General features: G+C 68.5%; 26 protein-coding genes. 16 read left to right on the top strand and 10 right to left on the bottom strand.

Annotated features, from left to right (window positions below; genetic code table 11):
• Positions 1-47 precede the first annotated feature (47 nt).
• On the bottom strand, positions 48-407 hold the full coding sequence (locus LDQ05_RS04670; RefSeq protein ID WP_226435725.1) for a DUF3099 domain-containing protein: 360 nt from the start codon (positions 405-407) through the stop codon (positions 48-50).
• A gap of 121 nt (positions 408-528) precedes the next feature.
• Here LDQ05_RS04670 and LDQ05_RS04665 point away from each other — a divergent pair, with 121 nt between their 5' ends.
• On the top strand, positions 529-765 hold the full coding sequence (locus LDQ05_RS04665) for a DUF3039 domain-containing protein (protein ID WP_226435724.1): 237 nt from the start codon (positions 529-531) through the stop codon (positions 763-765).
• On the opposite strand, the gene LDQ05_RS04660 is transcribed toward LDQ05_RS04665, so the two are convergent.
• The gene (locus LDQ05_RS04660; RefSeq protein WP_226435723.1) at positions 738-2,000 is read right to left on the bottom strand and encodes a YihY/virulence factor BrkB family protein; all 1,263 of its coding nucleotides are present in this window, start codon (positions 1,998-2,000) and stop codon (positions 738-740) included. The two genes, LDQ05_RS04665 and LDQ05_RS04660, sit on opposite strands and share 28 nt — an antisense overlap.
• A 212-nt stretch (positions 2,001-2,212) precedes the next feature.
• Between LDQ05_RS04660 and LDQ05_RS04655 the strand changes: the two genes are divergently transcribed.
• A complete protein-coding gene (locus LDQ05_RS04655; protein ID WP_226435722.1) occupies positions 2,213-3,934 on the top strand; it encodes a DEAD/DEAH box helicase in 1,722 nt (573 codons plus the stop codon).
• A gap of 144 nt (positions 3,935-4,078) precedes the next feature.
• On the opposite strand, the gene LDQ05_RS04650 is transcribed toward LDQ05_RS04655, so the two are convergent.
• Complete coding sequence (locus LDQ05_RS04650) at positions 4,079-4,276, bottom strand: DUF7455 domain-containing protein (protein ID WP_226435721.1); 198 nt, start codon at positions 4,274-4,276, stop codon at positions 4,079-4,081.
• Positions 4,277-4,566: 290 nt separating this feature from the next.
• Here LDQ05_RS04650 and LDQ05_RS04645 point away from each other — a divergent pair, with 290 nt between their 5' ends.
• The 3 genes from LDQ05_RS04645 to LDQ05_RS04635 all read left to right on the top strand — a co-directional run bounded on the left by LDQ05_RS04645 (position 4,567) and on the right by LDQ05_RS04635 (position 6,721).
• Complete coding sequence (locus LDQ05_RS04645; protein WP_226435720.1) at positions 4,567-4,944, top strand: DUF952 domain-containing protein; 378 nt, start codon at positions 4,567-4,569, stop codon at positions 4,942-4,944.
• A gap of 76 nt (positions 4,945-5,020) precedes the next feature.
• Positions 5,021-5,503 carry a cation:proton antiporter regulatory subunit gene (locus LDQ05_RS04640; protein WP_226435719.1) on the top strand — a complete coding sequence of 161 codons (483 nt, stop codon included), beginning with the start codon at positions 5,021-5,023 and terminating at the stop codon, positions 5,501-5,503.
• Between the two features lie 9 nt (positions 5,504-5,512).
• A complete protein-coding gene (locus tag LDQ05_RS04635) occupies positions 5,513-6,721 on the top strand; it encodes a cation:proton antiporter (RefSeq protein WP_226435718.1) in 1,209 nt (402 codons plus the stop codon).
• A 128-nt stretch (positions 6,722-6,849) separates the two neighbouring features.
• Here LDQ05_RS04635 and LDQ05_RS04630 read toward each other — a convergent pair whose 3' ends face one another.
• Both LDQ05_RS04630 and ppgK read right to left on the bottom strand, forming a co-directional pair.
• Entirely contained in the window at positions 6,850-8,202 is a 1,353-nt protein-coding gene (locus LDQ05_RS04630; protein WP_226435717.1) for an RNA polymerase sigma factor, read from the bottom strand.
• A 133-nt stretch (positions 8,203-8,335) separates the two neighbouring features.
• Entirely contained in the window at positions 8,336-9,124 is a 789-nt protein-coding gene (ppgK, locus tag LDQ05_RS04625) for a polyphosphate--glucose phosphotransferase (RefSeq protein WP_226435716.1), read from the bottom strand.
• Between the two features lie 131 nt (positions 9,125-9,255).
• On the opposite strand from ppgK, the gene LDQ05_RS04620 reads away from it, so the two are divergent.
• Positions 9,256-10,137 (top strand): inositol monophosphatase family protein, encoded by an 882-nt coding sequence (locus LDQ05_RS04620; protein ID WP_226435715.1) that lies wholly within the window; start codon positions 9,256-9,258, stop codon positions 10,135-10,137.
• Positions 10,138-10,223: 86 nt separating this feature from the next.
• Here the strand turns inward: LDQ05_RS04620 and cei are convergent, their stop codons facing one another.
• Positions 10,224-10,907, bottom strand: a complete 684-nt coding sequence (gene cei, locus LDQ05_RS04615) for an envelope integrity protein Cei (protein WP_226435714.1) — start codon at positions 10,905-10,907, stop codon at positions 10,224-10,226.
• Positions 10,908-11,277: 370 nt separating this feature from the next.
• Here cei and LDQ05_RS04610 point away from each other — a divergent pair, with 370 nt between their 5' ends.
• Positions 11,278-11,580 (top strand): DUF4193 domain-containing protein, encoded by a 303-nt coding sequence (locus LDQ05_RS04610; protein ID WP_226435713.1) that lies wholly within the window; start codon positions 11,278-11,280, stop codon positions 11,578-11,580.
• A 270-nt stretch (positions 11,581-11,850) separates the two neighbouring features.
• Here LDQ05_RS04610 and LDQ05_RS04605 read toward each other — a convergent pair whose 3' ends face one another.
• Positions 11,851-12,318, bottom strand: coding sequence for a DUF3093 domain-containing protein (locus tag LDQ05_RS04605; RefSeq protein WP_226435781.1), 468 nt, complete (start codon positions 12,316-12,318; stop codon positions 11,851-11,853).
• Positions 12,319-12,524: 206 nt separating this feature from the next.
• Between LDQ05_RS04605 and dut the strand changes: the two genes are divergently transcribed.
• Both dut and LDQ05_RS04595 read left to right on the top strand, forming a co-directional pair.
• On the top strand, positions 12,525-12,971 hold the full coding sequence (gene dut / locus LDQ05_RS04600) for a dUTP diphosphatase (RefSeq protein ID WP_226435780.1): 447 nt from the start codon (positions 12,525-12,527) through the stop codon (positions 12,969-12,971).
• Between the two features lies 1 nt (position 12,972).
• Positions 12,973-13,767 (top strand): DUF3710 domain-containing protein, encoded by a 795-nt coding sequence (locus LDQ05_RS04595; protein ID WP_226435712.1) that lies wholly within the window; start codon positions 12,973-12,975, stop codon positions 13,765-13,767.
• 11 nt (positions 13,768-13,778) lie between these two features.
• On the opposite strand, the gene LDQ05_RS04590 is transcribed toward LDQ05_RS04595, so the two are convergent.
• Positions 13,779-14,543, bottom strand: coding sequence for an alpha/beta hydrolase (locus LDQ05_RS04590; protein WP_226435711.1), 765 nt, complete (start codon positions 14,541-14,543; stop codon positions 13,779-13,781).
• 133 nt (positions 14,544-14,676) lie between these two features.
• On the opposite strand from LDQ05_RS04590, the gene LDQ05_RS04585 reads away from it, so the two are divergent.
• Together LDQ05_RS04585 and LDQ05_RS04580 are read left to right on the top strand one after the other, a co-directional pair.
• Complete coding sequence (locus LDQ05_RS04585) at positions 14,677-15,054, top strand: OB-fold nucleic acid binding domain-containing protein (RefSeq protein ID WP_226435710.1); 378 nt, start codon at positions 14,677-14,679, stop codon at positions 15,052-15,054.
• Positions 15,055-15,117: 63 nt separating this feature from the next.
• Entirely contained in the window at positions 15,118-15,804 is a 687-nt protein-coding gene (locus LDQ05_RS04580) for a DUF3159 domain-containing protein (protein ID WP_226435709.1), read from the top strand.
• Positions 15,805-15,831: 27 nt separating this feature from the next.
• On the opposite strand, the gene LDQ05_RS04575 is transcribed toward LDQ05_RS04580, so the two are convergent.
• Both LDQ05_RS04575 and LDQ05_RS04570 read right to left on the bottom strand, forming a co-directional pair.
• Complete coding sequence (locus tag LDQ05_RS04575) at positions 15,832-16,485, bottom strand: potassium channel family protein (RefSeq protein ID WP_226435708.1); 654 nt, start codon at positions 16,483-16,485, stop codon at positions 15,832-15,834.
• 28 nt (positions 16,486-16,513) lie between these two features.
• Positions 16,514-17,179 carry a potassium channel family protein gene (locus LDQ05_RS04570; RefSeq protein ID WP_226435707.1) on the bottom strand — a complete coding sequence of 222 codons (666 nt, stop codon included), beginning with the start codon at positions 17,177-17,179 and terminating at the stop codon, positions 16,514-16,516.
• 220 nt (positions 17,180-17,399) lie between these two features.
• Between LDQ05_RS04570 and LDQ05_RS04565 the strand changes: the two genes are divergently transcribed.
• The 5 genes from LDQ05_RS04565 to dxs all read left to right on the top strand — a co-directional run.
• Entirely contained in the window at positions 17,400-19,442 is a 2,043-nt protein-coding gene (locus LDQ05_RS04565; protein WP_226435706.1) for an APC family permease, read from the top strand.
• Positions 19,439-20,728, top strand: coding sequence for a class I SAM-dependent RNA methyltransferase (locus tag LDQ05_RS04560; protein WP_226435705.1), 1,290 nt, complete (start codon positions 19,439-19,441; stop codon positions 20,726-20,728). The genes LDQ05_RS04565 and LDQ05_RS04560 overlap by 4 nt, the downstream gene beginning before the upstream one ends.
• 130 nt (positions 20,729-20,858) lie before the next feature.
• Positions 20,859-21,326 (top strand): MarR family winged helix-turn-helix transcriptional regulator, encoded by a 468-nt coding sequence (locus LDQ05_RS04555; RefSeq protein WP_226435704.1) that lies wholly within the window; start codon positions 20,859-20,861, stop codon positions 21,324-21,326.
• Positions 21,323-22,939: an MDR family MFS transporter gene (locus tag LDQ05_RS04550; RefSeq protein WP_226435703.1), complete on the top strand. Its 1,617-nt coding sequence runs from the start codon at positions 21,323-21,325 to the stop codon at positions 22,937-22,939. Before LDQ05_RS04555 ends, LDQ05_RS04550 begins: the two co-directional genes overlap by 4 nt.
• Before the next feature lie 169 nt (positions 22,940-23,108).
• Positions 23,109-24,438: 1-deoxy-D-xylulose-5-phosphate synthase (gene dxs, locus LDQ05_RS04545; RefSeq protein WP_226435702.1), on the top strand; the 1,330-nt coding region annotated here is incomplete at its 3' end.

The raw sequence follows: 24,438 nt of genomic DNA, 5'->3' as shown, positions 1-24,438 counted from the left end.
GTATCCGGCCCGGTCGAGGTCGGTCGGCACGCCGATCGGGGACGACGTCAGCCCTCGATGACACCCCGCCGGTTCGTCTCGATTGCCGCGAGTCCGTCGCGGCGACCGTCCCACCGGCTCGGCTCGTCCTTGCGCCGCGGCGGGCGATCGTTCGCGATCAGGACCGCGATCCACGGAAGTGGGATGGACGCGCCGATGATGGCCATCGAGATCCACGGGTTCTGGAAGGCGCCGTACGCGACGGCGGACAGGATCAGAGCGGGGATGCGGAATGCCATCAGCGTCATGTATTTGCGGACCCGCGCTCGGTGCTGGTCCTCGAGAGACTCGGCGGCCTCCGTGATCAGAACCGGGTTGTCGGGCGATCCGCTGTCGGAGGATCCACCGAAACCAGGAGTTCTCGCCATACCCTTCACCTTCCCACTCCGTCGTCCGAAATGCACATTGCCCGAAACACACATCGCCCGAGACGCACCGTGCCCGGAATGCGCATACCGGTCCGGGCACTTCGTGCGGCATCATGGAACGGTGAGCACCGATATCAAGGAACGGCCGGATACCACCACCGACCAGAGCACCGACGACGACACCCCGAAGTTCTTCCACTACGTCAAGAAGGACAAGATCGCGGAGAGCGCGGTCATGGGAACCCACGTCGTCGCTCTGTGCGGCGAGGTGTTCCCCGTGACGCGTTCGCCGAAGCCGGGCTCGCCGGTGTGCCCCGAGTGCAAGAAGGTCTACGACGGGCTCCGACCGGGCGCCTGATCCGGTTGACGCGACTGCGACGGGGGAGGCCCGTCGCGGTGTGACGGCACGCCGTCCGCGGCCGGGGTGGTCTCCCCGGCCGCGTCGTCGTGCGGTTCGGACCTCGGACACGAGTCGCGCGCGGAGCAGCCCTCGTCGGAGGGGTCGTCACAGCGATGATGTCCGTCGATGGGGCAGCTCGGAGACGGCGGGTCGTCGGGTTTGAGGAGGTCGGTGAGGCGGATCGGGCTGGCCAGGGTGATCCGCCTGGTCAGATTCGTGACCGGGCCCAGTTCGGGCGATGGCTGCTTGTCGGCCTGCGCGGCGAGCCAGTCGCGCCACTGCTCGATCCTGGTGGCGCGCGCGGGCCAGAACGACTGCACCGTCGCGTTCAGTTCCGCACCGATGATGATGGCGAATCCGAGGAAGAACGTGAACAGCAGGAACGCGATCGGTGCTGCGAGCGCGCCGTAGCTGTAGCCGTGATCGGTGATCCACGTCAGGTACCGGCGCAGTGCCGCGCTGGCCAGGACGAAGAAGACACCGGCCAGCACCGCGCCGCCGAGCAGACGGTGCCAGGGCAGAGACCTCGGCAGCGCCACCTTGTACAGCGTGGTCAGGCCGACGAGCAGCAGGAGCAGCACCGCAGGGTAGTAGAAGGTGTCGAGCACCCGCTCGCCGACCGCGTACCAGGTGTGGGGCAGCAACCTGCCGATCATCGTCGGGCCGAGCGCGACGAGCGGCAGGGTGAACACCGCGAGGACGAGGAACATCACATACAACAACAGCCCGAACACCCGCTGCCAGACGGGGTGACGATGGTCCTGCTGCCCGTGCGCCTCGACGATCGAGTCGACGAACGTGGAGATCGCCGACGAGCCCGCCCACAACGACAGGACGAACCCCAGGGACATGACATCCGCGCGACCCCGCCCCAGGACGTCCTCGACGGTCGGTGCGATGATCTGGTCGACGACGCTGTCGCTGAAGGCCGTCCGGGTGAACGTCACGATCTTGGACATGACGATGTCGACGGTGTCGGGACCGAACCATCCGGCCACGTAGCCGAGGCTTCCGAGGAGTCCGAGGAGCAGCGGTGGCAACGAGAGCGTCTGCCAGAACGCGGCGGTCGCGGCCTTGCTGAAGATCGAGTGGTCCCACGCCGACTCGGCGGTGTGCCCGACCACCCGGGTGCACGCCGAGATGCCGCGGCGCAGGCGGCCGCGGGGTCTGTGCACGGGGGAGGTCGTGTTCATGTGCTTCCAGCATTCCTGACGACACGCCGGGGTGCGCGTGCGCCCGCGGTTTCCCGCCGTCGGATTGTGCCACGCCCGGCGGGTGGGGCCGATGCGGCGGTTCGGCGCATGGATCGGTGAGCGGAGGCGATAGGCTGCAGGGCGGTCGGCGATCGAGCGGATGCGCATCGTCGTCGACCGGGAGTGAAGCGGACAAGGAGCACGAAGAACCGGTGAGCACCGAAACCGTCGGACAAGCTACGACCTCCGCCCCGGCGGGACAGCTGCGTGCCTGGCAGCGTCGCGCCCTGACCAAGTACCTCGCGACCCGCCCCCGGGACTTCCTGGCGGTGGCGACGCCGGGCGCGGGAAAGACGACGTTCGCGCTGCGTGTCGCGTCGGAGCTGCTCCGCGACCGGACGGTCGACCAGATCACCGTGGTAGCCCCCACCGAACACCTGAAGCACCAGTGGGCGGCGGCGGCGTCCAGGGCCGGAATCGCCCTGGACTCGAACTTCACCAACTCCACCGGTCAGACGTCGAGCGACTATCAGGGCGTGGTCGTCACGTACGCACAGGTGGCGTCACACCCGTTCAAGCATCGGGTGCGCACCGAGGCACGACGGACCCTCGTGATCTTCGACGAGATCCACCACGGTGGCGACGCCAAGAGCTGGGGCGAAGGCATCCGGGAGGCGTACGGCGACGCGACCCGGCGGCTCGCGTTGACGGGAACGCCCTTCCGCAGCGACGACAGCGCGATTCCGTTCGTCGACTACGAGCCCAACGACGAAGGGCTGATGCAATCCGTCGCGGACCACGCCTACGGCTACTCGGATGCGCTCGCGGACGGTGTCGTCCGGCCCGTGGTGTTCCTCGCCTACTCGGGGGAGGCCCGGTGGCGGACGAACGCGGGCGAGGAGTTCACGGCCCGGCTCGGGGAGCCGTTGAGCGCGGAACAGACAGCCCGGGCATGGCGGACCGCCCTCGATCCGGAAGGCGACTGGATTCCGGCGGTGCTCGGTGCGGCCAACACGCGGCTCGAACAATTGCGGGCCGGTGGAATGCCCGACGCCGGGGGACTGGTGATCGCCACCGACCAGACCGTCGCGCGCGCGTACGCGAAGACGCTCGAACGACTCACCGGTGAGGCACCGGCGGTGGTGCTCTCCGACGATCCGACCGCGTCCTCGCGGATCTCGGAGTTCAGCGAGGGCACCCAACGGTGGATGGTGGCCGTGCGCATGGTCTCCGAGGGTGTCGACGTGCCGCGGCTCGCGGTGGGGGTGTATGCGACGAGTGCGTCGACACCGCTGTTCTTCGCCCAGGCCATCGGCCGGTTCGTGCGCTCGCGGCGTAAGGGTGAGACCGCGAGCGTGTTCCTGCCCTCGGTGCCGGTGTTGCTCGAGCTGGCGAGCCAACTCGAGACACAACGCGATCACGTTCTCGGAAAGCCGCATCGGGTCAAGGAGGGGTTCGACGACGAACTGCTCGCCGACGCGAACCGTCGCAAGGACGAACCGGGTGAGGACGAGAAGGCCTACACGTCTCTCGGTGCCGACGCCGAACTCGACCAGGTGATCTACGACGGGTCCTCGTTCGGCACCGCCACGTTCTCCGGTAGCGACGAGGAAGCGGACTACCTGGGCCTACCCGGTCTGCTCGACGCCGAGCAGATGCGGGCGCTGCTCCGGCAGCGTCAGGCGAAACAACTCGACCGGCCGAAGGAGGCGCCGGCGCCGCCGCCTCGGGTCGCAGAACGGGTCGCGGCGGCCGATGTGCTCCCGCAGTTGCGCAAGGAGCTGAATTCGCTGGTCGCGGTCGTTCATCACCGCACGGGCAAGCCGCACGGTGTCATTCACGGTGAACTGCGCCGGCAGTGCGGAGGACCGCCGACCGCGCTCGCGAGCGCCGAGCAACTCCGGGACCGGATCGCGATCCTGCGCAGCTGGTGACCGGCGGAGAGGGAGTTCGTCCGTCCGGTGGTGAGAGGTCCGGCGGTGCGAAGTCCTGTGACGAGAAAACGGACGACCACCCGCGAAGGTGGTCGTCCGTGTCGATTGAAGGCCGCGGGACCGATCGGGGCCCGCGGCGACGGGTCACACGGAGGCGTCGTCGGAGTCGGTGACGATCGTGGCGCCGAGTTCACGGAGACGGTCCGTGTGTTCATGGGCGTGGTGACCGCAGAACAACAGTTCGCCACCGGTAGGAAGGACGGCTCGGACACGAGCGGCGGCACTGCACCGATCGCACCTGTCGGCGGCGGTCAACTTCGGGCTGGTCAACGTACCGGGCATGACTCCTCCAAACTGGCCACCACGGACAACGGTCGCCTGGGGTCTGGTCCGCCGCGCCGGGGTGGCGCGGTGGATCTACTCTTACAGACGAATGTCGTTCCCGTGTTGTTCCCACTCCCGCTCATTCGTGTTCCGACTCACGATCACCGAACCGGCATCCGTCTGACGTGCGGTTTTCGTACGCCGTCGAATCCGACACGCTTCGACGTGTTCGCTCACAGCGCAGCGCGTCGCCAGGTGCGGTGAGGACATTCGGTCCGGCGCTGCGCACGAAGGGCCACACTGGCACCATGAATCACGTCGATGACGGCTCCGGGCCCCTGCTGCACATCTGCTCCCGCGAGGACTGGGACCGTGCCCGCACATCCGGCGCGGTCACCCCGCCGTCGCTGACGGAGGTGGGTTTCGTACACCTGTCCACCCCGGAACAGGTCCACCTGCCCGCGAACCGGCTGTTCGCAGGCCGCACCGATCTGGTCGTGCTGCACGTCGACGCGACAGTGCTCGACGACGAGGTGCGGTTCGAACCGGGAGTGCCGTCGGATCCGGAGTCCATGCTCTTCCCGCACCTGTACGGACCTCTGCCGTCGGACGCGGTCGTCGCCGTCACCGACTACCGTCCCGGTGCCGATGGTCGCTTCCCGCCGGTCGCGTGCCTGGACACGTGACCGGGGTGTCCGCGAGTGTCCGAGATTGTCGGCCCACCACATGCGGGCGACGGTGCCGCGGTCCTACCCTTGCGGTATGAACGTCGATGTGACGCCGCTTCCGGGGATCGGCGTACGCAAGGATTTCCGACTGGCGTCCGGTCGTCGCATCGGAGTGATCACCCACCGCGACGGCCACTCCGATCTGATCATCTCGAAAGCCACCGACCCCGATGCGTGCGCGGCATCGTTGCCGTTGACGGCGGAAGAAGCGGCCACCCTGAGCAATCTGCTCGGTGCTCCGCAGCTCGTCGCGCAATTGCAGGAGGACCACCGGGAGTTGCCGGGCATCATCACCCGCCAACTGCACATCCACGACGGCTCGCGGTTCGACGGCGCAGCGTTGGGTGACACCGCGATGCGCACGCGCACCGGCGTGTCGGTGGTCGCCGTGATGCGAGCCGGCCAGGTCAGTCCGTCCCCGGCGCCCGACTACGTTCTCACCGGAGGTGACATCCTCGTCGCCGTCGGCACAGTGGAAGGACTCGACGCGGCCACGCGGATCCTGCGCAACGGCTGATCCGGGCCCATGGACACCACCACCCTCGCACTCATCGAACTGGGAGCGGTGTTCTTCACGCTCGGTGCGCTGGGACGACTCGCGGCGCGATTCGGGATGTCACCGATTCCGTTCTATCTCATCGGTGGGCTGTGCTTCGGCAAGGGCGGCTTCATCCAACTCGGCGACATCAGCGAGTTCAGTCACCTCGCGAGCGAGATCGGTGTCGTGCTCCTGCTCCTGCTGCTGGGACTCGAATACACCCCCGGTGAACTCGTCAACGGATTGCGGCGCTCGCGTGTCGCCGGGTTGATCGACCTCGCACTCAACGCCGCGCCGGGAGCGATCCTCGCGCTGATGCTCGGACTCGGTCCGGTCGGTGCGCTGGTGCTCGCCGGCATCACGTACATCTCGTCGTCCGGCATCATCGCGAAGGTACTCGGCGACCTCGGCAGGCTCGGTAACCGTGAGACGCCGGTCGTGCTGTCGATCCTCGTCTTCGAGGACCTGGCCATGGCCGTCTACCTGCCGATCCTGACGGCCATCCTGGCTGGGGTGTCCCTGCTGGGCGGACTCGAGGCCGTGGCGATCGCGCTGGGACTCGTCGCCGTCGTGCTCGTGCTGGTCCTGAAATGCGGTCGGTACGTGTCGCTGGTCCTGGACAGTCCGGATCGCGAGACGCTGCTGCTGAAGCTTCTCGGTGCCGCACTCCTCATCGCCGGAATCGCCTCGGCGTTGCAGGTGTCGGCCGCGGTCGGTGCGTTCCTGCTGGGCATTGCGATCTCCGGGTCCACGGCGCACGACGCGGCCCGCGTCCTCGAACCGCTGCGGGATCTGTTCGCCGCGATCTTCTTCGTGTTCTTCGGTCTCAACACCGACCCGACACTCGTCCCGCCGGTGCTCGGCTGGGCGATCCTGCTGGCCGTGGTGACCTCACTGACCAAGGTCGCCACCGGATGGATCGCGGCGGGACGACACGGCATCGCGATCATGGGGCGTGCACGGGCGGGTGTCGCGCTCATCGCGCGCGGCGAATTCTCGATCGTGATCGCCGGACTCGCCGTCACGTCCGGGCACGTCGACGCGGAACTCGCTGCCCTGGCATCGGCGTACGTGATGATCACCGCCGTGGTCGGCCCGGTCGCGTCCCGTGCCGTCGAGCCGGTCATGCGCCGAACTGTGCCCGCGCTCCGGGAGAAACCGACGTCGCCACCGGACGGTGACGACGAACTCCTGTAGCCCGAGGGCGCTTCCGCGTGCAGTGAGGCCACCCGGGAAGTCCGGGTGGCCTCACGACAGGAATCTCGGTCCGGCCGGTCGGAGTCTCAGTCCGGCCGGTCGGAGTCTCAGTCCGGCCGGTCGGAATCTCAGTCCAGATAGTCGCGCAGGACCTGGGACCGGGACGGATGCCGCAGTTTCGACATCGTCTTCGACTCGATCTGGCGGATGCGCTCGCGGGTGACCCCGTACACCTGCCCGATCTCGTCGAGGGTGCGTGGTTGCCCATCGGTGAGCCCGAACCGCAGCCGGACCACCCCGGCCTCGCGTTCGGACAGGGTCTCGAGGACCGACTGCAGTTGATCCTGCAGCAGCGTGAACGACACCGCGTCGACCGCGACGACGGCCTCGGAATCCTCGATGAAGTCGCCGAGCTGACTGTCGCCCTCGTCGCCGATGGTCTGGTCCAGGGAGATCGGTTCCCGGGCGTACTGCTGGATCTCCAGCACCTTCTCCGGGGTGATGTCCATCTCCTTGGCGAGTTCCTCGGGGGTGGGCTCGCGGCCCAGATCCTGGAGCAGCTCGCGCTGGATACGACCGAGCTTGTTGATCACCTCGACCATATGGACGGGAATGCGGATCGTGCGCGCCTGATCGGCCATCGCGCGCGTGATCGCCTGCCGAATCCACCATGTCGCGTAGGTGGAGAACTTGTAGCCCTTCGTGTAGTCGAACTTCTCGACCGCGCGGATCAGGCCCAGGTTTCCTTCCTGGATGAGATCCAGGAAGGCCATGCCGCGTCCCGTGTACCGCTTGGCCAGCGACACGACCAGGCGAAGGTTGGCTTCGAGGAGATGGTTCTTGGCGCGATTGCCGTCGCGGCAGATCCAGTTCATGTCGCGACGTTGCGCGACCGGGAGCTTCTCGCCCTTCGCAGCGAGCTCCTGCAGACGGAAGGTGGCGTACAGCCCCGCCTCGATGCGCTTGGCGAGCTCGACCTCCTCCTCGGCGTTGAGCAGCGCGACCTTGCCGATCTGCTTGAGATAGGCGCGGACCGAGTCGGCGGACGCGGTGAGTTCGGCGTCCTTCCGGGCCTGTCGAAGGGCCTCGGACTCCTCCTCGTCCCAGACGAAGTCGCCCGAGGCCTTGTCCTTCTCGCTGGGCTCGTCCTCGACGACGACCTCCTCGGCGTCGGCGAGATCGCCTTCCGAGACATCGATGTCCTCGAGCTCCGCGGCGCCGCCCTCGAAGTCCTCGCCGGTGGCCTTGGCGCTCTTCTTCGCTGCAGCCTTCTTCGCGGTGGTCTTCTTGGCCGCGGCCTTCTTGGCAGGAGCCTTCCGCGCCGCGGCCTTCTTGGCGGGAGCCTTCTTCGCTGCGGTCTTCTTCGCCGGTGCCTTCGCGGCGGGAGCCGCGGTGTTCGCAGTAGCGCCGGCGCCCGGAGCGTCCGCAACGGGGGCCGATTCGTCCTGTGAACCAGCAGTGTGGATGTCGGTGGCTGCCACGTACGCCCTTTCGTGACGAGGTAGTGCGGCGTCGCGCCAGAGGTCTTCCGGCGGAGAGGTCTGTCGGGATCAGGCCGGTCGCGGCCGGCTGTGGACCATTGTAACGATCCCCGTGACGGAGGATGTCCGGGACTCAGGGTGCAATGCCCGTTTCAGCGGCGTAGGCGGCGCCGACGATTCCGGCGGTGTTGCGCAGTTCGGCCGGGACGACGGGCGTGGTGTTGGTCAGGAGCGGGATCCACTTGTCGTGTTTGCGGCTGATGCCGCCACCCGCGATGAACAGGTCGGGCCACAGCAACGCCTCGAAGCGTTCGAGGACGGCCGACACCTCTTTCGCCCACCGCTTGTACGACCAGTCGCGCTTCTCCTTGACCGACGATGCCGCGCGGTGCTCGGCCTCGGCGCCGCCGACCTCCATGTGTCCGAATTCGGTATTGGGCAGCAGCACGCCGTTGTGGAGCACCGCGGAGCCGATGCCGGTGCCGAACGTGAGCAGGATGACGACTCCCGGGGTGTCCTTCGCCGCGCCGAAACGATCTTCGGCGATCCCCGCGGCGTCGGCGTCGTTGAGCACCGACACGGCCCGGCCGTCGAGGGCTCGCGACAGCAGCGCCCGCGCGTCCGTGCCGATCCACGACGGATCGATGTTCGCGGCGGTCCGCGCAATCCCCGCGGTGACGACACTGGGCAGGGTCACACCGACCGGCCCGTCCCAGCCCGCCCGGGTGACGATCTCGACAATGGTCGACGCCACGGCCTCCGGTACGGACGGGTGGGGAGTGAGAATCTTGATGCGCTCACCGATCAGTGCTCCGGTGGTGAGATCGACGAGCCCGCCCTTGATGCCGCTCCCGCCGACGTCGACACCGAATCCGACATCGCCGGGAATCGAAGGTGCACGCCGGGGGGTCGTTTCTGTCATCGCACACTCGCTCTCTGGAGAAGTGAAGTCCCGCAAAGCCGGTGCCGCAACGATAGTGCGTTTCGGCGTGCCGCGAGGGTGGTGTGGGTGGTCCCGTGGTGCTGCCCGCCCCGCTGTGTTCGGATGGGGGCATGCCGGACACCGCAGAATTCTCCCGCCCCGAAGCAACCGACCCGTGCGCGCTGCGTGCCCTCGCGGTCGAGGTGGCCCGCGATGCTGCACGGCACGCGCGGTCCCGTCGCGCCGAACTGTTCCCGCCGACCGGCACGGGGTCGGGTGCCGGATCGGTGAGCACCAAGTCGACGGCGACGGACCCCGTGACCGTCGTCGACACCGAGTGCGAGGAACTGATCCGGAGGCATCTCGAACGGGTGCGTCCGGGAGACGGGTTCCTCGGGGAGGAGAGCGGCACGGGAACGAGCGCGGGTGGCGGGGTGCAGTGGGTGGTCGACCCCATCGACGGCACGGTCAACTTCGTGTACGGGATCCCTGCCAGCGCGGTCTCGGTGGCTGCTCGCGTCGACGGCGTCACCGTGGCGGGTGCGGTCGTGGACGTCACCTCGGGGGAGACGTACTCGGCGGCACTGGGGCACGGCGCGACACGCACGGCTGTCACCGGCGAGGTGACGGATCTGGGATGCAACCCGGTCACCGATCTCGGGCTGGCTCTCGTCGCGACGGGATTCTCGTACTCGGCGCGACGCCGAGCGCGGCAGGGCGAGCTCCTCGCGGAACTCCTACCGCGGGTCCGCGACATCCGACGGATCGGGGCGGCAGCCCTGGATCTGTGCATGGTGGCGTCGGGGCGGGTCGACGCGCACTACGAGCACGGCCTCAACCCGTGGGACTGGGCGGCGGGTGCCCTGATCGCATCCGAGGCGGGAGCGGTGGTGCGCCTGCCCGACGGATTCGGCGATGCGGGGGAGATCACCGTTGCGGCAGCACCGGGAATTGCCCGTTCGATGGCCGCGGCGCTCGCCGAAATCGGCGCGGATTCGCCGATTCCCGAATGAAATCGGGCAATCGACCGGAAACCGATGCTCATCGCTGATTTCCGCCCGAACGAGAATTATCGGAAAATTCGGGCATTCTCGGGATTTCAGCATTTCGCGGCGAGCGCCGCGTCCAGAAGATCGACGTCGAGCGGTGCGGACCGGTCGCCGACAGGGGCGTCACGGAGCGTGCGCAGCAACTCCTCGGCATCCGCGCCGACGGACAGATCCTTGAAATAGGTGCCCAGAGCGAGATCGATCGTGTCGTCGGGGCGGGCGTCCAGAACCAGCTCGGCACACGGAGCAACGAGGCGGACCGTGTTCGCGGCCGCGCGGCCGGACTCCCCGAAACGGATCTGGCCGTGACACTGCATGTTCTGGTCGACATACACCGGATCGTTGCCGGCCTGGACATCCGGGGCGCTCGCGAACCCGTAGTCGCTCAGTTCCGCGGCAACGTTGCTCGCCTGTCCGCGCTCGCCGTTCGCGTTGTAGACGCGCACACGAGTGGCGGCCAGTGGCGCGGGATCGATGTCGACGAGGGTCGACCGGTCGACGACCTGCCCCGCCGGCGCGGGGACCTGCTCACCGGGTTCGTCGGCGGCCGTCGGAGGGGCGGGGCAGGCCACCGTCTCGGTCTCCGGCTCGGAGCCGGTGAACACCGTCGTCCACACGACCACGGTCGTGACCGCGAGTACACATCCGACGATCGCGGCCGGGACGGCCCGGCGCCGAGAGAAGGGCCGGCCACGCTCGTCCGTCGCACTGCCTTCGGTGATCAGGGAAACCACGCCACCCCGCCTTTCGTCTCGCATCGTTCCGAACGATGCGAGGTTCACTGTAGAGGTCCGGAGCACCGGTTCGGCGCAGGCCTACGCCGCCAGGAATGTCACGGGACGGTCGGTTGTTGGTGTCGATTGCTCGACGATTCGGGCGCGACCGTGAATCGATTGCATATTTCGTCGTGTGGTCGGCTATTGTTCTGCGGCCCACGTCGTCCGGCAACGACACGACAGGGTTCGGGATCGGAGTTTTCGGGTATGGACGAGATCCGGCCACGCCCCGTGGAACTTCACCACGAGGTCGGGCGTTGCCTGCCCGGGAGTACCCACCGGTGTTCCCGAGTCGAGCATCCCGTACGAGGACTAGAGGTAAGAGGACATGGCGACTGACTACGACGCACCGCGGCGGACCGACAGCGACGATGTGTCGGAGGATTCACTCGAGGAACTGAAGGCGCGCCGCAACGAAGCGCAATCCGCGTCCGTCGACGTCGACGAATCGGATACCGCGGAATCGTTCGAACTGCCCGGAGCGGACCTCTCGGGTGAGGAACTGTCGGTGCGGGTGGTGCCGAAGCAGGCCGACGAGTTCACATGTTCGAGCTGCTTCCTGGTACATCACCGCAGCCGACTCGCGAGCGAGGTGAACGGTCGACCGATCTGCCGGGACTGCGCAGCCTGACCGGCCCCGCCGGCGCGCAGCCTGACCGGCCCCGCCGGTGCGCAGCCTGACCGGCCCCGCCGGTGCGCAGCCTGACCGGCCCCGCCGGCGCGCAGCCTGACCGGCCCCGCCGGTGCGCAGCCTGACCGGCCCCGCCGGCGCGCAGCCTGACCGGCCCCGCCGGCGCGCAGCCCGCCCGGCCGGCCGGATCCGGCCGCCGCTGAGGCGGCCGGCAGATGCCCCGCGCCCGCCTCGGAGAAGAGGCGGGTCGGTGCGTTCCGATACCCCTGGTCAGCGCTCGCCGGTGTCGCCGGACACCTCGGTGCCCGATACCTCGGAGCCGCTGCATCCGAGTGCCTCGAGCAGGGCTGCGGGTCGTCGGGTACTGACCAACCAGTAGGGCGTCGGGTCGTCGGGGTCGTCGAGGACGATCAACGCCATGGTCTTGACCCACGGGCGGTGCTGCACGTACGCGGCGGGATCCAGTTGCCGCCCGAGTGCGGCGCTCTTCGCGGAGGCGGGCACCGCCACCCCCCGCGCGATCACCTCCACGGGCAGGTGGGCGCGACCCACCCGGAGTTCACCCCCGACGACCTCGACACGATGGCGGGACATCCACACGAGCGCCCACACAGCACAGGGGATCAGTACGACGTAGGGGAGCCACGCGTACAGACCGGGCGCGCCCATGTGGAGTTCGGCGGCGAGCAGCGCTGCGACACCGATTCCGATGGGCCACCACCACAGCGGCACCCACATCCGTTCGGAGTACGCCGCACCGGCGCTCACGGGGCCGGCCACGGTAGCGGGACGAGAGGATTCAGACACACGGCCCAGGATAGTCGCTTCTCGTGCACGCCCGGCGTCGGTGCCGCGCCGCTGCCACCGGTCACCCCGGGACGACACCGGGCGAACCCGCGCGGAAGGTAGTCTCGGTCCTCGTGACCGACCTTGCTCCCATCCCGATGCGTCGACTCGACCCGGGCATCCCGCTGCCGAGCCGCGCCCACCCCGGTGACGCCGGTGTCGACCTGTGTTCCACCGTCGACGTGACCATCGAACCGGGCCGACGGATGCTCGTCGGAACCGGGATCGCGGTCGCCCTCCCGTACGGAACGGTCGGACTGATCCACCCCCGATCGGGACTCGCGGCCAAGTTCGGCCTGTCGATCGTCAACGCACCGGGCACCGTCGATGCCGGATATCGTGGAGAGATCAAGGTGTGCCTGGTCAACCACGACCCCGAACGCCCGATCGACGTGCGTCGCGGCGACCGGATCGCGCAGCTCCTGGTCCAGAAGGTGGAGCTCGTCGACTTCATCGAGGTCGACGAACTCGACGACACCTCACGCGGCAGCGGCGGATACGGCTCGAGCGGTGGGCACGCGGGACTGGTGAAGGAAGGCTCCTGACATGTTCGGACGACGCAGGAAGATGCGCGAGGACGAATCGGTGCGCGACACCGGTACCGACACGGTCGCCGACGACGACCGGGACGGCGGCCCCCACGACATCGACGACATCGGCGAGGACGCCATCGGGTCGCGCCTGGACCTGGGGTCGGTGCTGCTACCCATTCCGCAGGGCGGCCAGATCCAGGTCGAGATGGCACCCACCGGCGCGCCTCAGGCCGTGCACCTCGTGACACAGCACGGGCGGATCACCGTGTCGGCCTATGCCGCACCGAAGTCACCCGGTCAATGGCGGGAGGTCGCTGCGGAACTGTCCGAGACACTGCGCAACGACAACGCGACGGTCAGCGTGGAGACCGGGCCGTGGGGTCGGGAACTGCACGCGAGTGCCCCGAACGCCGACCTGCGCTTCATCGGCGTCGACGGATACCGTTGGATGATCCGGTGCGTCGTCGCCGGTCCGGCGGGATCGACGGCAGCGAACGCACCGCTCACCGCGATCGCGCGTGCCGTGATCGCCGACACCGTGGTCCGGCGCGGAACCGAACCGCACCCCGTCCGCACGCCGCTGCCTGTGGTATTGCCGAAGTCACTGGCGGATCAGCTCGCCGCCGCGCAACAACAACAGCAACAGCAGATGGCTGCCCGCCAGCAGCAGTCGGCGCAGGCCGCGCCGGCGACCGGCGAACAGCGGGCGGTGGCGCCTCAGGGGCAACCCGCGCCGCAGCCGGTGCGGCCGCCGCAGCCCCCGCGCCGCGGTGGTTCGGGCTCGGCCATGCAGCAACTCGGCTTCTGACCCGTCGGCGGTCACGGGGTGCGCAGGTGCCTCGGACCGGCCGCGCGCGCGAGCGCGTCGAGGCACCCGTCGCCGAGTACCGCGGGATCGGTGCCGACGTCGGCGAGCGACACCGTCGACAGATGCGCGCAGGCCAACTCCGACGCCCAGCGCCGTGCGACCTCGATCGGATGCACGGCGTCGTCGATCGCGCCGGTGATCCCCACCGGAACCGCAACCGCGCGCAGTACGGTGACGTCGAGGCCCGAGTAGGTGGATGCCTCGTCCAAGGCGAGCGGCAGATCGGGCCACTGGGACGCCCACGAACGGCTCAGCTCCACACCGAGCCACGCCGGGCTCGATGCCACCATCGTGGCGGTGACGGCGTCGAGCCCGTGTTCCCGCAGCTGTGCCGCGGTCCAGCGCGCGCTGGCGGCCGCGGGCGCGTGGGCGGGGTCGCCCGTCCACGCGGGCAGTGCCGCCAGTACACCGGACACCCTGTCGGGGTTCGCCGCCGCCCACTGGAGGGCCACCGCGGCACCGATCGACACGCCGCCGACGAGGATCGGTTCGGCGGACGCTGCGCGATCCATGGCATCGAGATAGCCGGCGACGACCCCGCGCGGATCCGGCTCGACGGGGATCGTGCGGATTCCGCGTCGACGCAGCGGTCCCGAGAACGCGCGGTCGGCGAAGATCGCATCGGAACCCGTTCCCGGTAGAACCACGGCTGTGGACGCGACAGGGACCGTGACAACGGGGCGCAGTGCCGGTCCGGCACGCTCGTCGGAGTTCATGATGCCGATACTGCCGAACGTCTCTGCGATGGGTGGAACCGGTATGGTGGCGTGGGCACCGAATGGGTCTACAGTGGCGATCGGAAGAAGTGTCGCGGCACGAGATCCGTGCTGCCCGTTTCAGGAGCGCGTTATGGCATCCGCCGCAGCCGGGTACATCCGCCGGATCACCCGTCGACTCACGGAGGACCTCGAAGATCTCGACGCCGAGGAGATGGCCGAGTCGTCGCAGGCGACCGGTGCGCTTCCCGTGGTGTCCTGTACGCGAGGGCAGGAAGTCACCATGTTCGGTCGGCTCCGCAGCGTGGAATCGGGTTCCAAGGCCTCGGCTCCCACCGTGGAGGCCGAGTTCTTCGACGGTACCGATTCGATCCTGCTGGTGTGGATCGGGCGTCGCCGCATTCCCGGTATCGAGCCCGGCCGGACCCTGCAGATCCGCGGTCGAGTCGGTGAACGCGACGGCCGGAAGGTGATCTACAACCCCTACTACGAGTTGCGTGACCCGGCCTGATCGGCCGTGCCGTCGACACGATCGGCGACGGGTTCCCCGCGTCGCTGTGGCACCCTCGTAGATGTGAGTAACCCCGCAGACGTGAGCGAACCCGTGGATGCGCGCGAACCCCGCGAGCAGACCCTCCTCGAACAACTCGGTGGCATCAGCGGGTTGGTGTACTCGACGCTGCCCGTGCTGGTGTTCGTGCCCGCCAACAGTCTGTGGGGTCTGACCGTCGCCATCTGGACGGCGGTGGCGGTCGCCTGCGGGGTGCTCGTGTGGCGTCTGGTTCGCCGCACCCCCGTCCAGCCCGCGATCTCCGGTTTCATCGGGGTGGCGGTGTGCGCGTTCATCGCGTATCGGACCGGCGACGCCAAGGGATACTTCCTGTTCGGCATCTACGCGAGCCTCGTGTACGGCGGCGCCTTCGTCCTGTCCGTGCTCGTGCGACGACCCCTGGTCGGCGTCGTCTGGGGGATGCTCAACGGGCAGGGGTCCCGGTGGCGTACCCACCGCGACGCGGTGCGTGCCTATGACGTGGCGACCGGGGCGTGGGCAGTGGTGTTCGTGGCGCGCTATCTGGTGCAGAACCATCTGTACGACGAGGATCGCACCGGGTGGCTCGCGGTCGCTCGGATCGGGATGGGCTGGCCGTTGACCGCGGTGGCGCTGTTGGTGACGCTGTGGGCGGTGCGCCGCGCCGATCGCCTCGTCGAACCGGCACCCGACGAGGCGGAGAAGACGGTCGGCGAGGAAGATCGGAACTGACCGGCGGGCTCCGGCCCCGGCCGCGGGTCAGCGTTCGATCACATCGCGCAGTTCCTCCTCGACCTCCTCCGCGGCGACGAACAGCAGTTCGTCGCCACCTTCGAGCGGATCGTCGGGTTGCGGGACGATCACCCGTTCACCGCGGAGAATCGTCACGAGTGCCGCATCTCGGGGGAGTCGGAGCTTGCGGACGGGTTTCCCGGCGAGCGCGGTCGTGTCCGGCAGGGTGATCTCGATCAGGTTCGCGCCCTTGCGCAGCGTCATCAGTCGCACCAGATCGCCGACGGTGACCGCCTCCTCGACCAGGGATGCGAGCATGCGCGGGGTGGACACGGCCACGTCCACACCCCACGATTCGTCGAACAGCCATTCGTTGCGGGGGTCGTTGACGCGGGCCACGACCCGAGCGACGCCGAACTCGGTGGTTGCGAGCAGGCTCAGCACCAGATTGGCCTTGTCGTCACCGGTCGCGGCAATCACCACGTCGTAGTTCTCGAGGCCGGAGTTCTCCAGCAGGCTGAGTTCGCACGCATCGCCGTGCACCCACCGTGCCTCGGGAACGGCGTCGGGTTCGATGTGGTCGAACTTGCGCTCGACGAGCATCACCTCGTGAGCGTTGCGGACCAGTTCGCGTGCGATGGATCGCCCGACGGCGCCGGCACCTGCGATGGCAACCTTCATGACGTAGTCCTCTCGGTCGAAGCCGGTGTCACTCGTCGTCGACGGGCGGGTTCTCGGCACGCGCGATGGATTCGGCGACCGAACCGGACACGGCCGCGAGATAGATCTGATCATCGGCCTGGATCACCGTCCTGCGGTCGGGAAGCACACCGGCACCGAATCGGATGACGAACGCCACCCGGGCCGAGGTCGCTTCTTCGAGGTCGACGACCTTCCGTCCGATCCAGTCCTCGTGCACGTTCACGCCGACCACCGCCACCGATCCCGTCGGATCGCGCCACCGCGCGGACTCGCTCTCCTGGGTGAGGGCGTGCAGCAACCGGTCGGTCGTCCACGGCACGGTCGCGACGGTGGGGATGCCCAGACGTTCGTACACCGCGGCGCGTTTCGCGTCGTAGATGCGGGCGACGACCCGTTCGACACCGAACGTCTCGCGGGCGACACGCGCCGAGATGATGTTGGAGTTGTCGCCCGACGACACCGCGGCGAACGCGTCGGCCCGCTCGATCCCGGCGTGCACGAGGACCTCCCTGTCGAATCCCATGCCGACGACGGTGCGGCCCCCGAAGTCCGGTCCGAGCCTCAGGAACGCGCCCTCGTCGCGGTCGATGACGGCGACGTCGTGGCCGAGGCGGGAGAGAGCGGTGGCGACGGAGGATCCGACCCTCCCGCAGCCCATGATCACCATGTACACGGACCGACTCCCTTCGTCGAGTGCATTGCGATCGCGCCGGGTGTCGGGTCGGTCGCATCACCGGCCGGTCCGGGTACCGGCCGACGAACCGAAACCGTACCGCTCCCGCACCGCAACTGCGGAAGGGCGTGCCGGACTTGTTCGGGAAGGGGTGTCGCCGGATCGACGCGACGGCCGGACTGTCGAGCGGCCGTGACGGTCGACGGCATAGGCTGGGCGCGTGTCCAAGCTCTCGACCGCCACGAAGCGGCTGCTGCTCGGGCGGCCGTTTCGCAGCGACACGCTCGGAGACACGCTGCTACCCAAACGGATCGCATTGCCGGTGTTCGCGTCCGATGCGTTGTCGTCGATCGCGTACGCGCCGGAAGAGATCTTCCTCGTCCTGTCGGTCGCGGGTCTGTCCGCGTATGCGTTCACCCCGTGGGTGGGGCTCGCCGTCGCCGTGGTTCTGGTTGTCGTGGTCGCCAGCTACCGGCAGACGGTCCGCGCGTATCCGTCGGGCGGTGGAGACTACGAGGTGGCGACGAAGAACCTCGGTGCCACCGCCGGTCTGACGGTCGGGAGCGCGCTGCTCGTCGACTACGTACTCATCCTCGCGGTCTCGATCTCGTCGGCCGCCGCGAACATCGGGTCGGCGGTGCCCTTCGTCGCCCAGCACAAGGTGTTGTTCGCGGTGGCCGTGATCGCGTTGCTCACCGCCGTCAACCTGCGCGGGATGCGGGAGGCCGGAACGGCCTTCGCGATCCCCACATACGCGTTCATGGTCGCGATGGTGGTCATGATCGTGTGGGGTCTGGTGCAGATCCTCGTGCTGGGCCGCGACGTGCGCGCCGAATCGGCAGGCTTCGAACTGGTCGCCGAGCAGTCCGATCTCACCGCGATCGCCTTCGTGTTCCTCGTCGCTCGGGCATTCTCGTCGGGGTGCGCGGCGCTGACGGGAGTCGAGGCGATCAGCACGGGCGTTCCCGCGTTCCGCAAGCCCAAGGCACGCAACGCCGCGACAACCTTGCTCCTGCTCGGTGCCGTCGCGGTGACGTTGTTCCTCGGCGTCGTGTTCCTCGCGGGACGACTCGGTGTGGTGGTCGCCGAACATCCGGCGACGCAGTTGCGTGGTGCACCGGAGGGATACGAGCAGAAGACCCTGATCGCTCAGCTGGCGCACGCCGTGTTCGCGGACCTGCCCGTCGCGTTCTTCGTGGTCACCGTCGCCACCGCGTTGATCCTCGTGCTCGCGGCGAACACCGCCTTCAGTGGATTCCCGGTCCTGGCGTCGGTACTGGCCCAGAACCGTTACCTGCCGCGCCAGCTGCACACCCGCGGCGACCGTCTCGCGTTCAGCAACGGCATCCTGTTCCTGTCCGGCGTGGCGATCGTGTTCGTGTGGGTGTTCGACGCTCAGGTCACGAAGTTGATCCAGCTGTACATCGTGGGTGTGTTCGTCGCGTTCTGTCTGGGGCAGGCGGGCATGGTCCGGCATTGGACCCGGACGTTGAGCACCGAAACCGATGCCCGGGAACGTCGGAGGATGAGCCGGTCCCGGGCGATCAACGGAATCGGTGTCGTGGCGACCACGACGGTGCTGGTGATCGTGCTCGCCACGAAGTTCGCCGGTGGTGCCTGGATCGCGGTCCTCATGATCGTGGTGAGCTTCGGTGTGATGAAGGCGGTCCGTCGACACTACGATCGGGTCGCCGCGGAACTCGATGCCGCCGAATGGGACGGAGTCCTGCCGAGTCGCACGCATTCGATCGTGCTGGTGTCGACCCTGCACATGCCCACGCGCCGCGCACTGGCGTACGCGCGTGCGACCCGACCGGACACCCTCGAGGCGATCACGGTGAACGTCGACGACGCGGGCACCCGCCGACTGGTGCGGGAGTGGGAGGCCAGCGACATCACCGTCCCGCTGAAGGTCATCGAGTCGCCCTACCGCGAGATCACCCGACCGGTACTCGACTACGTCCGGAGGGTGCGACGGGATTCGCCGCGTGATGTCGTGACGGTGTTCATTCCCGAGTACGTCGTCGGACACTGGTGGGAGCAGATTCTGCACAATCAGAGCGCACTGCGGCTCAAGAGCAGGTTGTTGTTCCAGCCGGGGGTGATGGTCACCAGCGTGCCCTGGCAGCTGAGGTCCTCGGCGAACGTTCCGAGGGACGGCCTCGATACGGTTCCCGGGGCGCTCCGGCGCGGCGTCGATCGCGGAACCCCGCGCGGTGGCGTGGCCGGTGCCGACGAGCAGGATCGGAAGGAGACACGGTGAGCCGGCGCGAACACGAGGCACGTACGGATTGGTCGGGAAGGCGGATCGAGGTCGTTCTCGGTGCTCCCGCGCACGGGGGGTTCTGCGTGGCCCGCCACGACGGCCGGGTCGTGTTCGTGAGACACGGACTGCCGGGCGAGCGGGTGTTCGCCGTCGTGACCGAGGACCGCGGTGGCGCGTTCTGTTTCGCGGACACGGTCGAGATCCTCGAGGCGTCCGCGGACCGGATCGAACCGGTCTGCCCGATCTCGGGGCCGGGTGGTGCCGGATGCTGCGACCTCGCCCACGTCGCTCCGGAGGCGCAGCGCCGGTTCACCGCCGCTGTCGTCGCCGAGCAGTTGCGCAGGCTCGGCGGGATCGAGCGGGCCGTGACCGTGGAGGAGCTACCGGGTGGCTCGGTGGGCGGCACCCGCTGGCGCAGCAGGATCCGGTTGGCCGTGGACGTCGCCGGGAACCCCGGGTTCCGCCGGTACCGCAGCAACGACGTGGTACCCGAACTCACGTGCCCGCAGATCGACGATCGCGCGTACGCGGGTCTCGCCGAGCGGGTGTGGCAGCCGGGCTCGGAACTGCAGGTCGTGCTCGACGACGCCGGAGATCGACATGTCGTCGAGATCGCGCCTCCCCGGGTGTCGCCGACCGGTCGTCGCAATCATGGGCGCAGGGGCGCGGCGGCGCGACGGGCCGCGATGGGAGCGCCCCGCGCGGAGCGTGTGGTGGAGGGCTCGGGTCGGCCTGTCGAGCGGGTCGGGGACCGGCGGTGGCAGCTCTCCGCGACGGGATTCTGGCAGGCGCATCGCGGCGCGGCGACGACGTACTCGTCGACCGTGACGGAGTGGGCGCAGGCGTCGTCGGGGGCCACGGTGTGGGACCTGTACGGAGGGGTCGGAGTGTTCGCTGCGGCGCTGGCGGAACAGGTCGGTGCGGCGGGACACGTCGAGTCGGTCGAGTCGTCGCGCGCCGCGGTGGACGACGGCGCTGCAGCGCTGTCCGATCTGGCGCAGGTGTCGTTTCGGCACGGCCGGGTCGAGCGGGTGCTGGGGGAGTTGCCGGCACCGGAGGTGGTGGTGCTGGACCCACCCCGCGCGGGCGCCGGCAGAAGTGTGATCGAGAGACTCGCCGCGGCCGGTCCCCGGCGGGTGATCCATATCGGCTGCGATCCCGCCTCGTTCGGTCGCGACGTGGGTCTGTACCGCGCCCAGGGGTATGAACTCGCCGACCTGCGTGCCTTCGCCGCGTTCCCGTCCACGCACCATGTGGAGTGCCTGGCGCTGCTGACGCGCTGAACCGCGCGCGGGGTGACCTGACCCAGCGCCCCCGGGGGGTATGTCCGCTTCGCGAAGTATTTGCTTGCGACATGCAACTACTTTATAGTTGCATGTCGCAATCAATTATCGCCGAGGACGGAGATCCGGTGTGACCGCAGTCCAGCCCGACACGGCGAGCGCCCTCGCCGACGCGATCTTCCTGTTCGGCCGGACCCTGCGCGCGGCGCTGATCCACAACGACGCGGACCTCGTACCGAACGCGCTGGCCGGTGTGCTCTTCGTGCTCGCTCGGTTGGGGGAATGCAGGCCGAGCGAGCTCGCGTGCGAAATGCACGTGAGTCAGTCGTCGCTCAGCCGCAGTATCGGCGAACTCGTCGGCCGCGGGCTGGTGGAGAAGCATCCCGACCCCGACGATCGCCGGGCCCACCGCATCAGTTGTTCGGCGGCCGGGTTCGAGGCCCTCGAACAGATCGGCCGGCGACGGACCGAACGGCTCACCGAACGACTCGGCGACTGGGAGGAGGGCGACGTGACCCGGGCCCTCGACGTGATCGACCGATTGACCGCCACTTTGGCGCCCATTGCCGCAGATGATGTGAAAAGGACCTGTTCATGAGTGCAACCACCGCCGCAGGTGCGGCATCGACACCGCCGGGAGCGGTGTCCACGTCCGAGCAGGTGCTCACACATCGCGAGATCCTCGCCGTGCTGGCGGGGCTCCTCGCCGCCCTGTTCACCGCGCTGCTCAGCAGTACGATCGTCTCCACCGCGCTGCCGACGATCATCGGAGATCTGCAGGGGACCCAGACCCAGTACGCGTGGGTCATCACCACCGCGCTCCTGGCCAACGCGGCATCGACCCCGATCTGGGGCAAGCTCGCGGACCTGTTCAACAAGAAGCTGCTCGTCCAGATCTCGATCGTGATCTTCGTCGTGGGTTCGGTGATCGCCGGACTCGCGCACAACGTCCCGGTGCTGCTCGGCGCACGTGTCGTGCAGGGGCTCGGTATGGGTGGTCTCACGGCGCTCGTCGTCGCGATCATCGGCAGCATCATCCCGCCCCGCGAGCGCGGCCGATACTCCGGCTACATGGGTGCCGTGATGGCCGTCGCGATGTCCGGGGGACCGGTGCTCGGCGGTGTGATCGTCGACAGCCCGCTGGGGTGGCGGTGGTGCTTCTACGTGTGTGTGCCGATCGCAATCGTCGCCCTGGTCCTGCTGCAGCGCACCCTGTCGATCGCGACGGTCCGCAAGGCGGACGTGAAGATCGACTGGCTCGGTGCGACCCTGATCACCGCCGGCGTGAGCGTCCTGCTCGTCTGGGTGTCGTTCGCGGGCAAGGAGGGCTACTACGAGTGGTTCTCGCTCGACTCCGCACTCTACGTGCTCATCGGTGTCGCGCTCCTCGTCGCCACCGTGATCGTCGAGTCGAAGGTCGCCGACCCCGTCATCCCGCTGAAGATCATCACCGAGCGGACGACGGCGCTGGCCATCATCGCATCCATCGCCGTCGGTGTCGGTCTGTTCGGTGCCACCACGTTCCTGACGCAGTACTTCCAGACCGCACGGGGCTACGGGCCCACCGCGGCGGGTCTGCTCACCATCCCCATGGTCTTCGGCACTCTCGTGTCGTCGTTGGTGTCCGGTCAGTTGATCACCCGGTTCGGGCACTGGAAACCGTTCATCATCGGAGGCGCCGTCCTGCAGTTCGTCGGGTTCGCGCTCCTGGGCACCATCGACCACGCGACGTCGATGCAGCTGATCGGTGTCTACATCGCCGTCGTCGGTCTCGGTACCGGCATGCTCATGCAGAACCTGGTGCTGGCGGTGCAGAACACCGTCAGCGTCCGCAACATCGGCGCGGCCAGCAGCTCGGTCGCGTTCTTCCGGACGTTCGGTGGCGCGATCGGCGTCTCGGTTCTCGGGTCCATCCTGGCTGCGCGCGTGACGACGCTGTCCGCCGAGGGGTTCGCGAAGCTCGGGATCGACACGTCCGGCTCGGGAAGTGGCGGCAACCTGGATCTCGAGGCGTTGCCCGAGCCCGTCGCGGACGTCGTGATGACGGCCTACGGAGATGCCACGGGTAAGCTCTTCCTCGTTGCCGCCGCGTTCGCGCTGGTGACTCTGGTGGCTGTGGTGCTCATCCCCAACCGGACGTTGCGCACCACGATCGACATCGTCGACGACGCGCCCGCGACCGACCGTCGTGAGGATCCCGCCGAAGTGTGACGAGCAGGGTGCACCACCCCGGACCCGACCGCCCGACACGGCGGAGGTCGTCACGCGGAGCCACGCGCTGTGGGTGACGTGCCGGTCCGGGGTGTTTCCGCGCTCCGTAGACTGAGGGAACTGCTCGCGCGGTCTCGCGCGAATCACGAGCCGGAGGGAGCTAGTCGAGTTGGGTGTCCTGTCCCGCATCCAGTCGCCGGAGGACCTGCGCGGTCTCACCCAGAGCGAGATGACGCAACTCGCGGGTGAGATCCGCCGATTCCTCGTCGAGAAGGTCGCGGCGACCGGGGGACACCTCGGGCCGAATCTCGGGGTGGTCGAACTGACCCTCGCCCTGCACCGTGTCTTCGACTCACCGCGCGACCCCATCCTGTTCGACACCGGACATCAGGCCTACGTCCACAAGATCCTCACCGGTCGGACCGGCGATTTCGACACACTGCGTCAGCGTGGCGGGCTCTCCGGGTATCCCTCGCGCGCCGAGAGCGAACACGACTGGGTCGAGTCCTCGCACGCGTCCGCGGCACTGTCCTACGCGGACGGCCTCGCGAAAGCATTCGAGTTGACCGGTCAGGAGCGCACCGTCGTGGCCGTCGTCGGCGACGGTGCGCTCACCGGTGGGATGTGCTGGGAGGCACTCAACAACATCGCGGCGGGCGGCGACCGCTCGGTGGTGATGGTCGTCAACGACAACGGTCGCTCGTACGCGCCCACCATCGGGGGTCTGGCGGACCATCTGGCGGCGCTGCGTCTGAAGCCGGGATACGAGAAGGCCCTCGACAACGGCCGCCGGTTCGTCAAGCGGATTCCGTGGATCGGGTCGGCCGCGTACTCCGTGCTGCACGGGATGAAGGCCGGTGTCAAGGACGCCGTGAGTCCGCAGGTGTTGTTCACCGATCTCGGCATCAAGTACATGGGCCCGGTGGACGGGCACGACGAGGCCGCCCTCGAATCCGCGCTGCGCCGCGCCAAGGCGTACGGGGGACCGGTCATCGTGCACGTCGTCACCCGCAAGGGCGCGGGATACGCACCCGCCGAGAATCATGTGGCCGACCAGATGCACGCCACCGGCGTCATGGACCCCCGCACCGGTCGCGCGACGTCGTCGTCCGCCGAACCGGACTGGACGTCGGTCTTCGCCGACGAACTGCTCACGCTGGCGGAGGAACGGACCGATGTCGTCGCGATCACCGCGGCAATGGCCGGACCGACCGGGCTGGCCCGGTTCGGTGAACGGTTCCCGGATCGTATGTTCGACGTGGGCATCGCCGAGCAGCACGCCGTGACCTCGGCGGCAGGGCTGGCCCTGGGCGGGCTCCACCCCGTCGTCGCGGTGTACTCGACGTTCCTCAATCGCGCCTTCGACCAACTGCTCATGGATGTGGCGCTGCTGAGGCAGCCGGTCACCGTCGTGCTCGATCGCGCGGGTGTCACCGGCTCCGACGGTGCCAGCCACAACGGGATGTGGGATTTCTCCCTGCTCGGCGTCGTGCCGGGAA

The organism is Rhodococcus yananensis (genome assembly GCF_020515525.1).
Taxonomy (GTDB): Bacteria; Actinomycetota; Actinomycetes; order Mycobacteriales; family Mycobacteriaceae; genus Rhodococcus; species Rhodococcus yananensis.
Note: the sequence above shows the minus strand (reverse complement) of the source record. Positions and strands in the feature narration are given on the sequence as shown.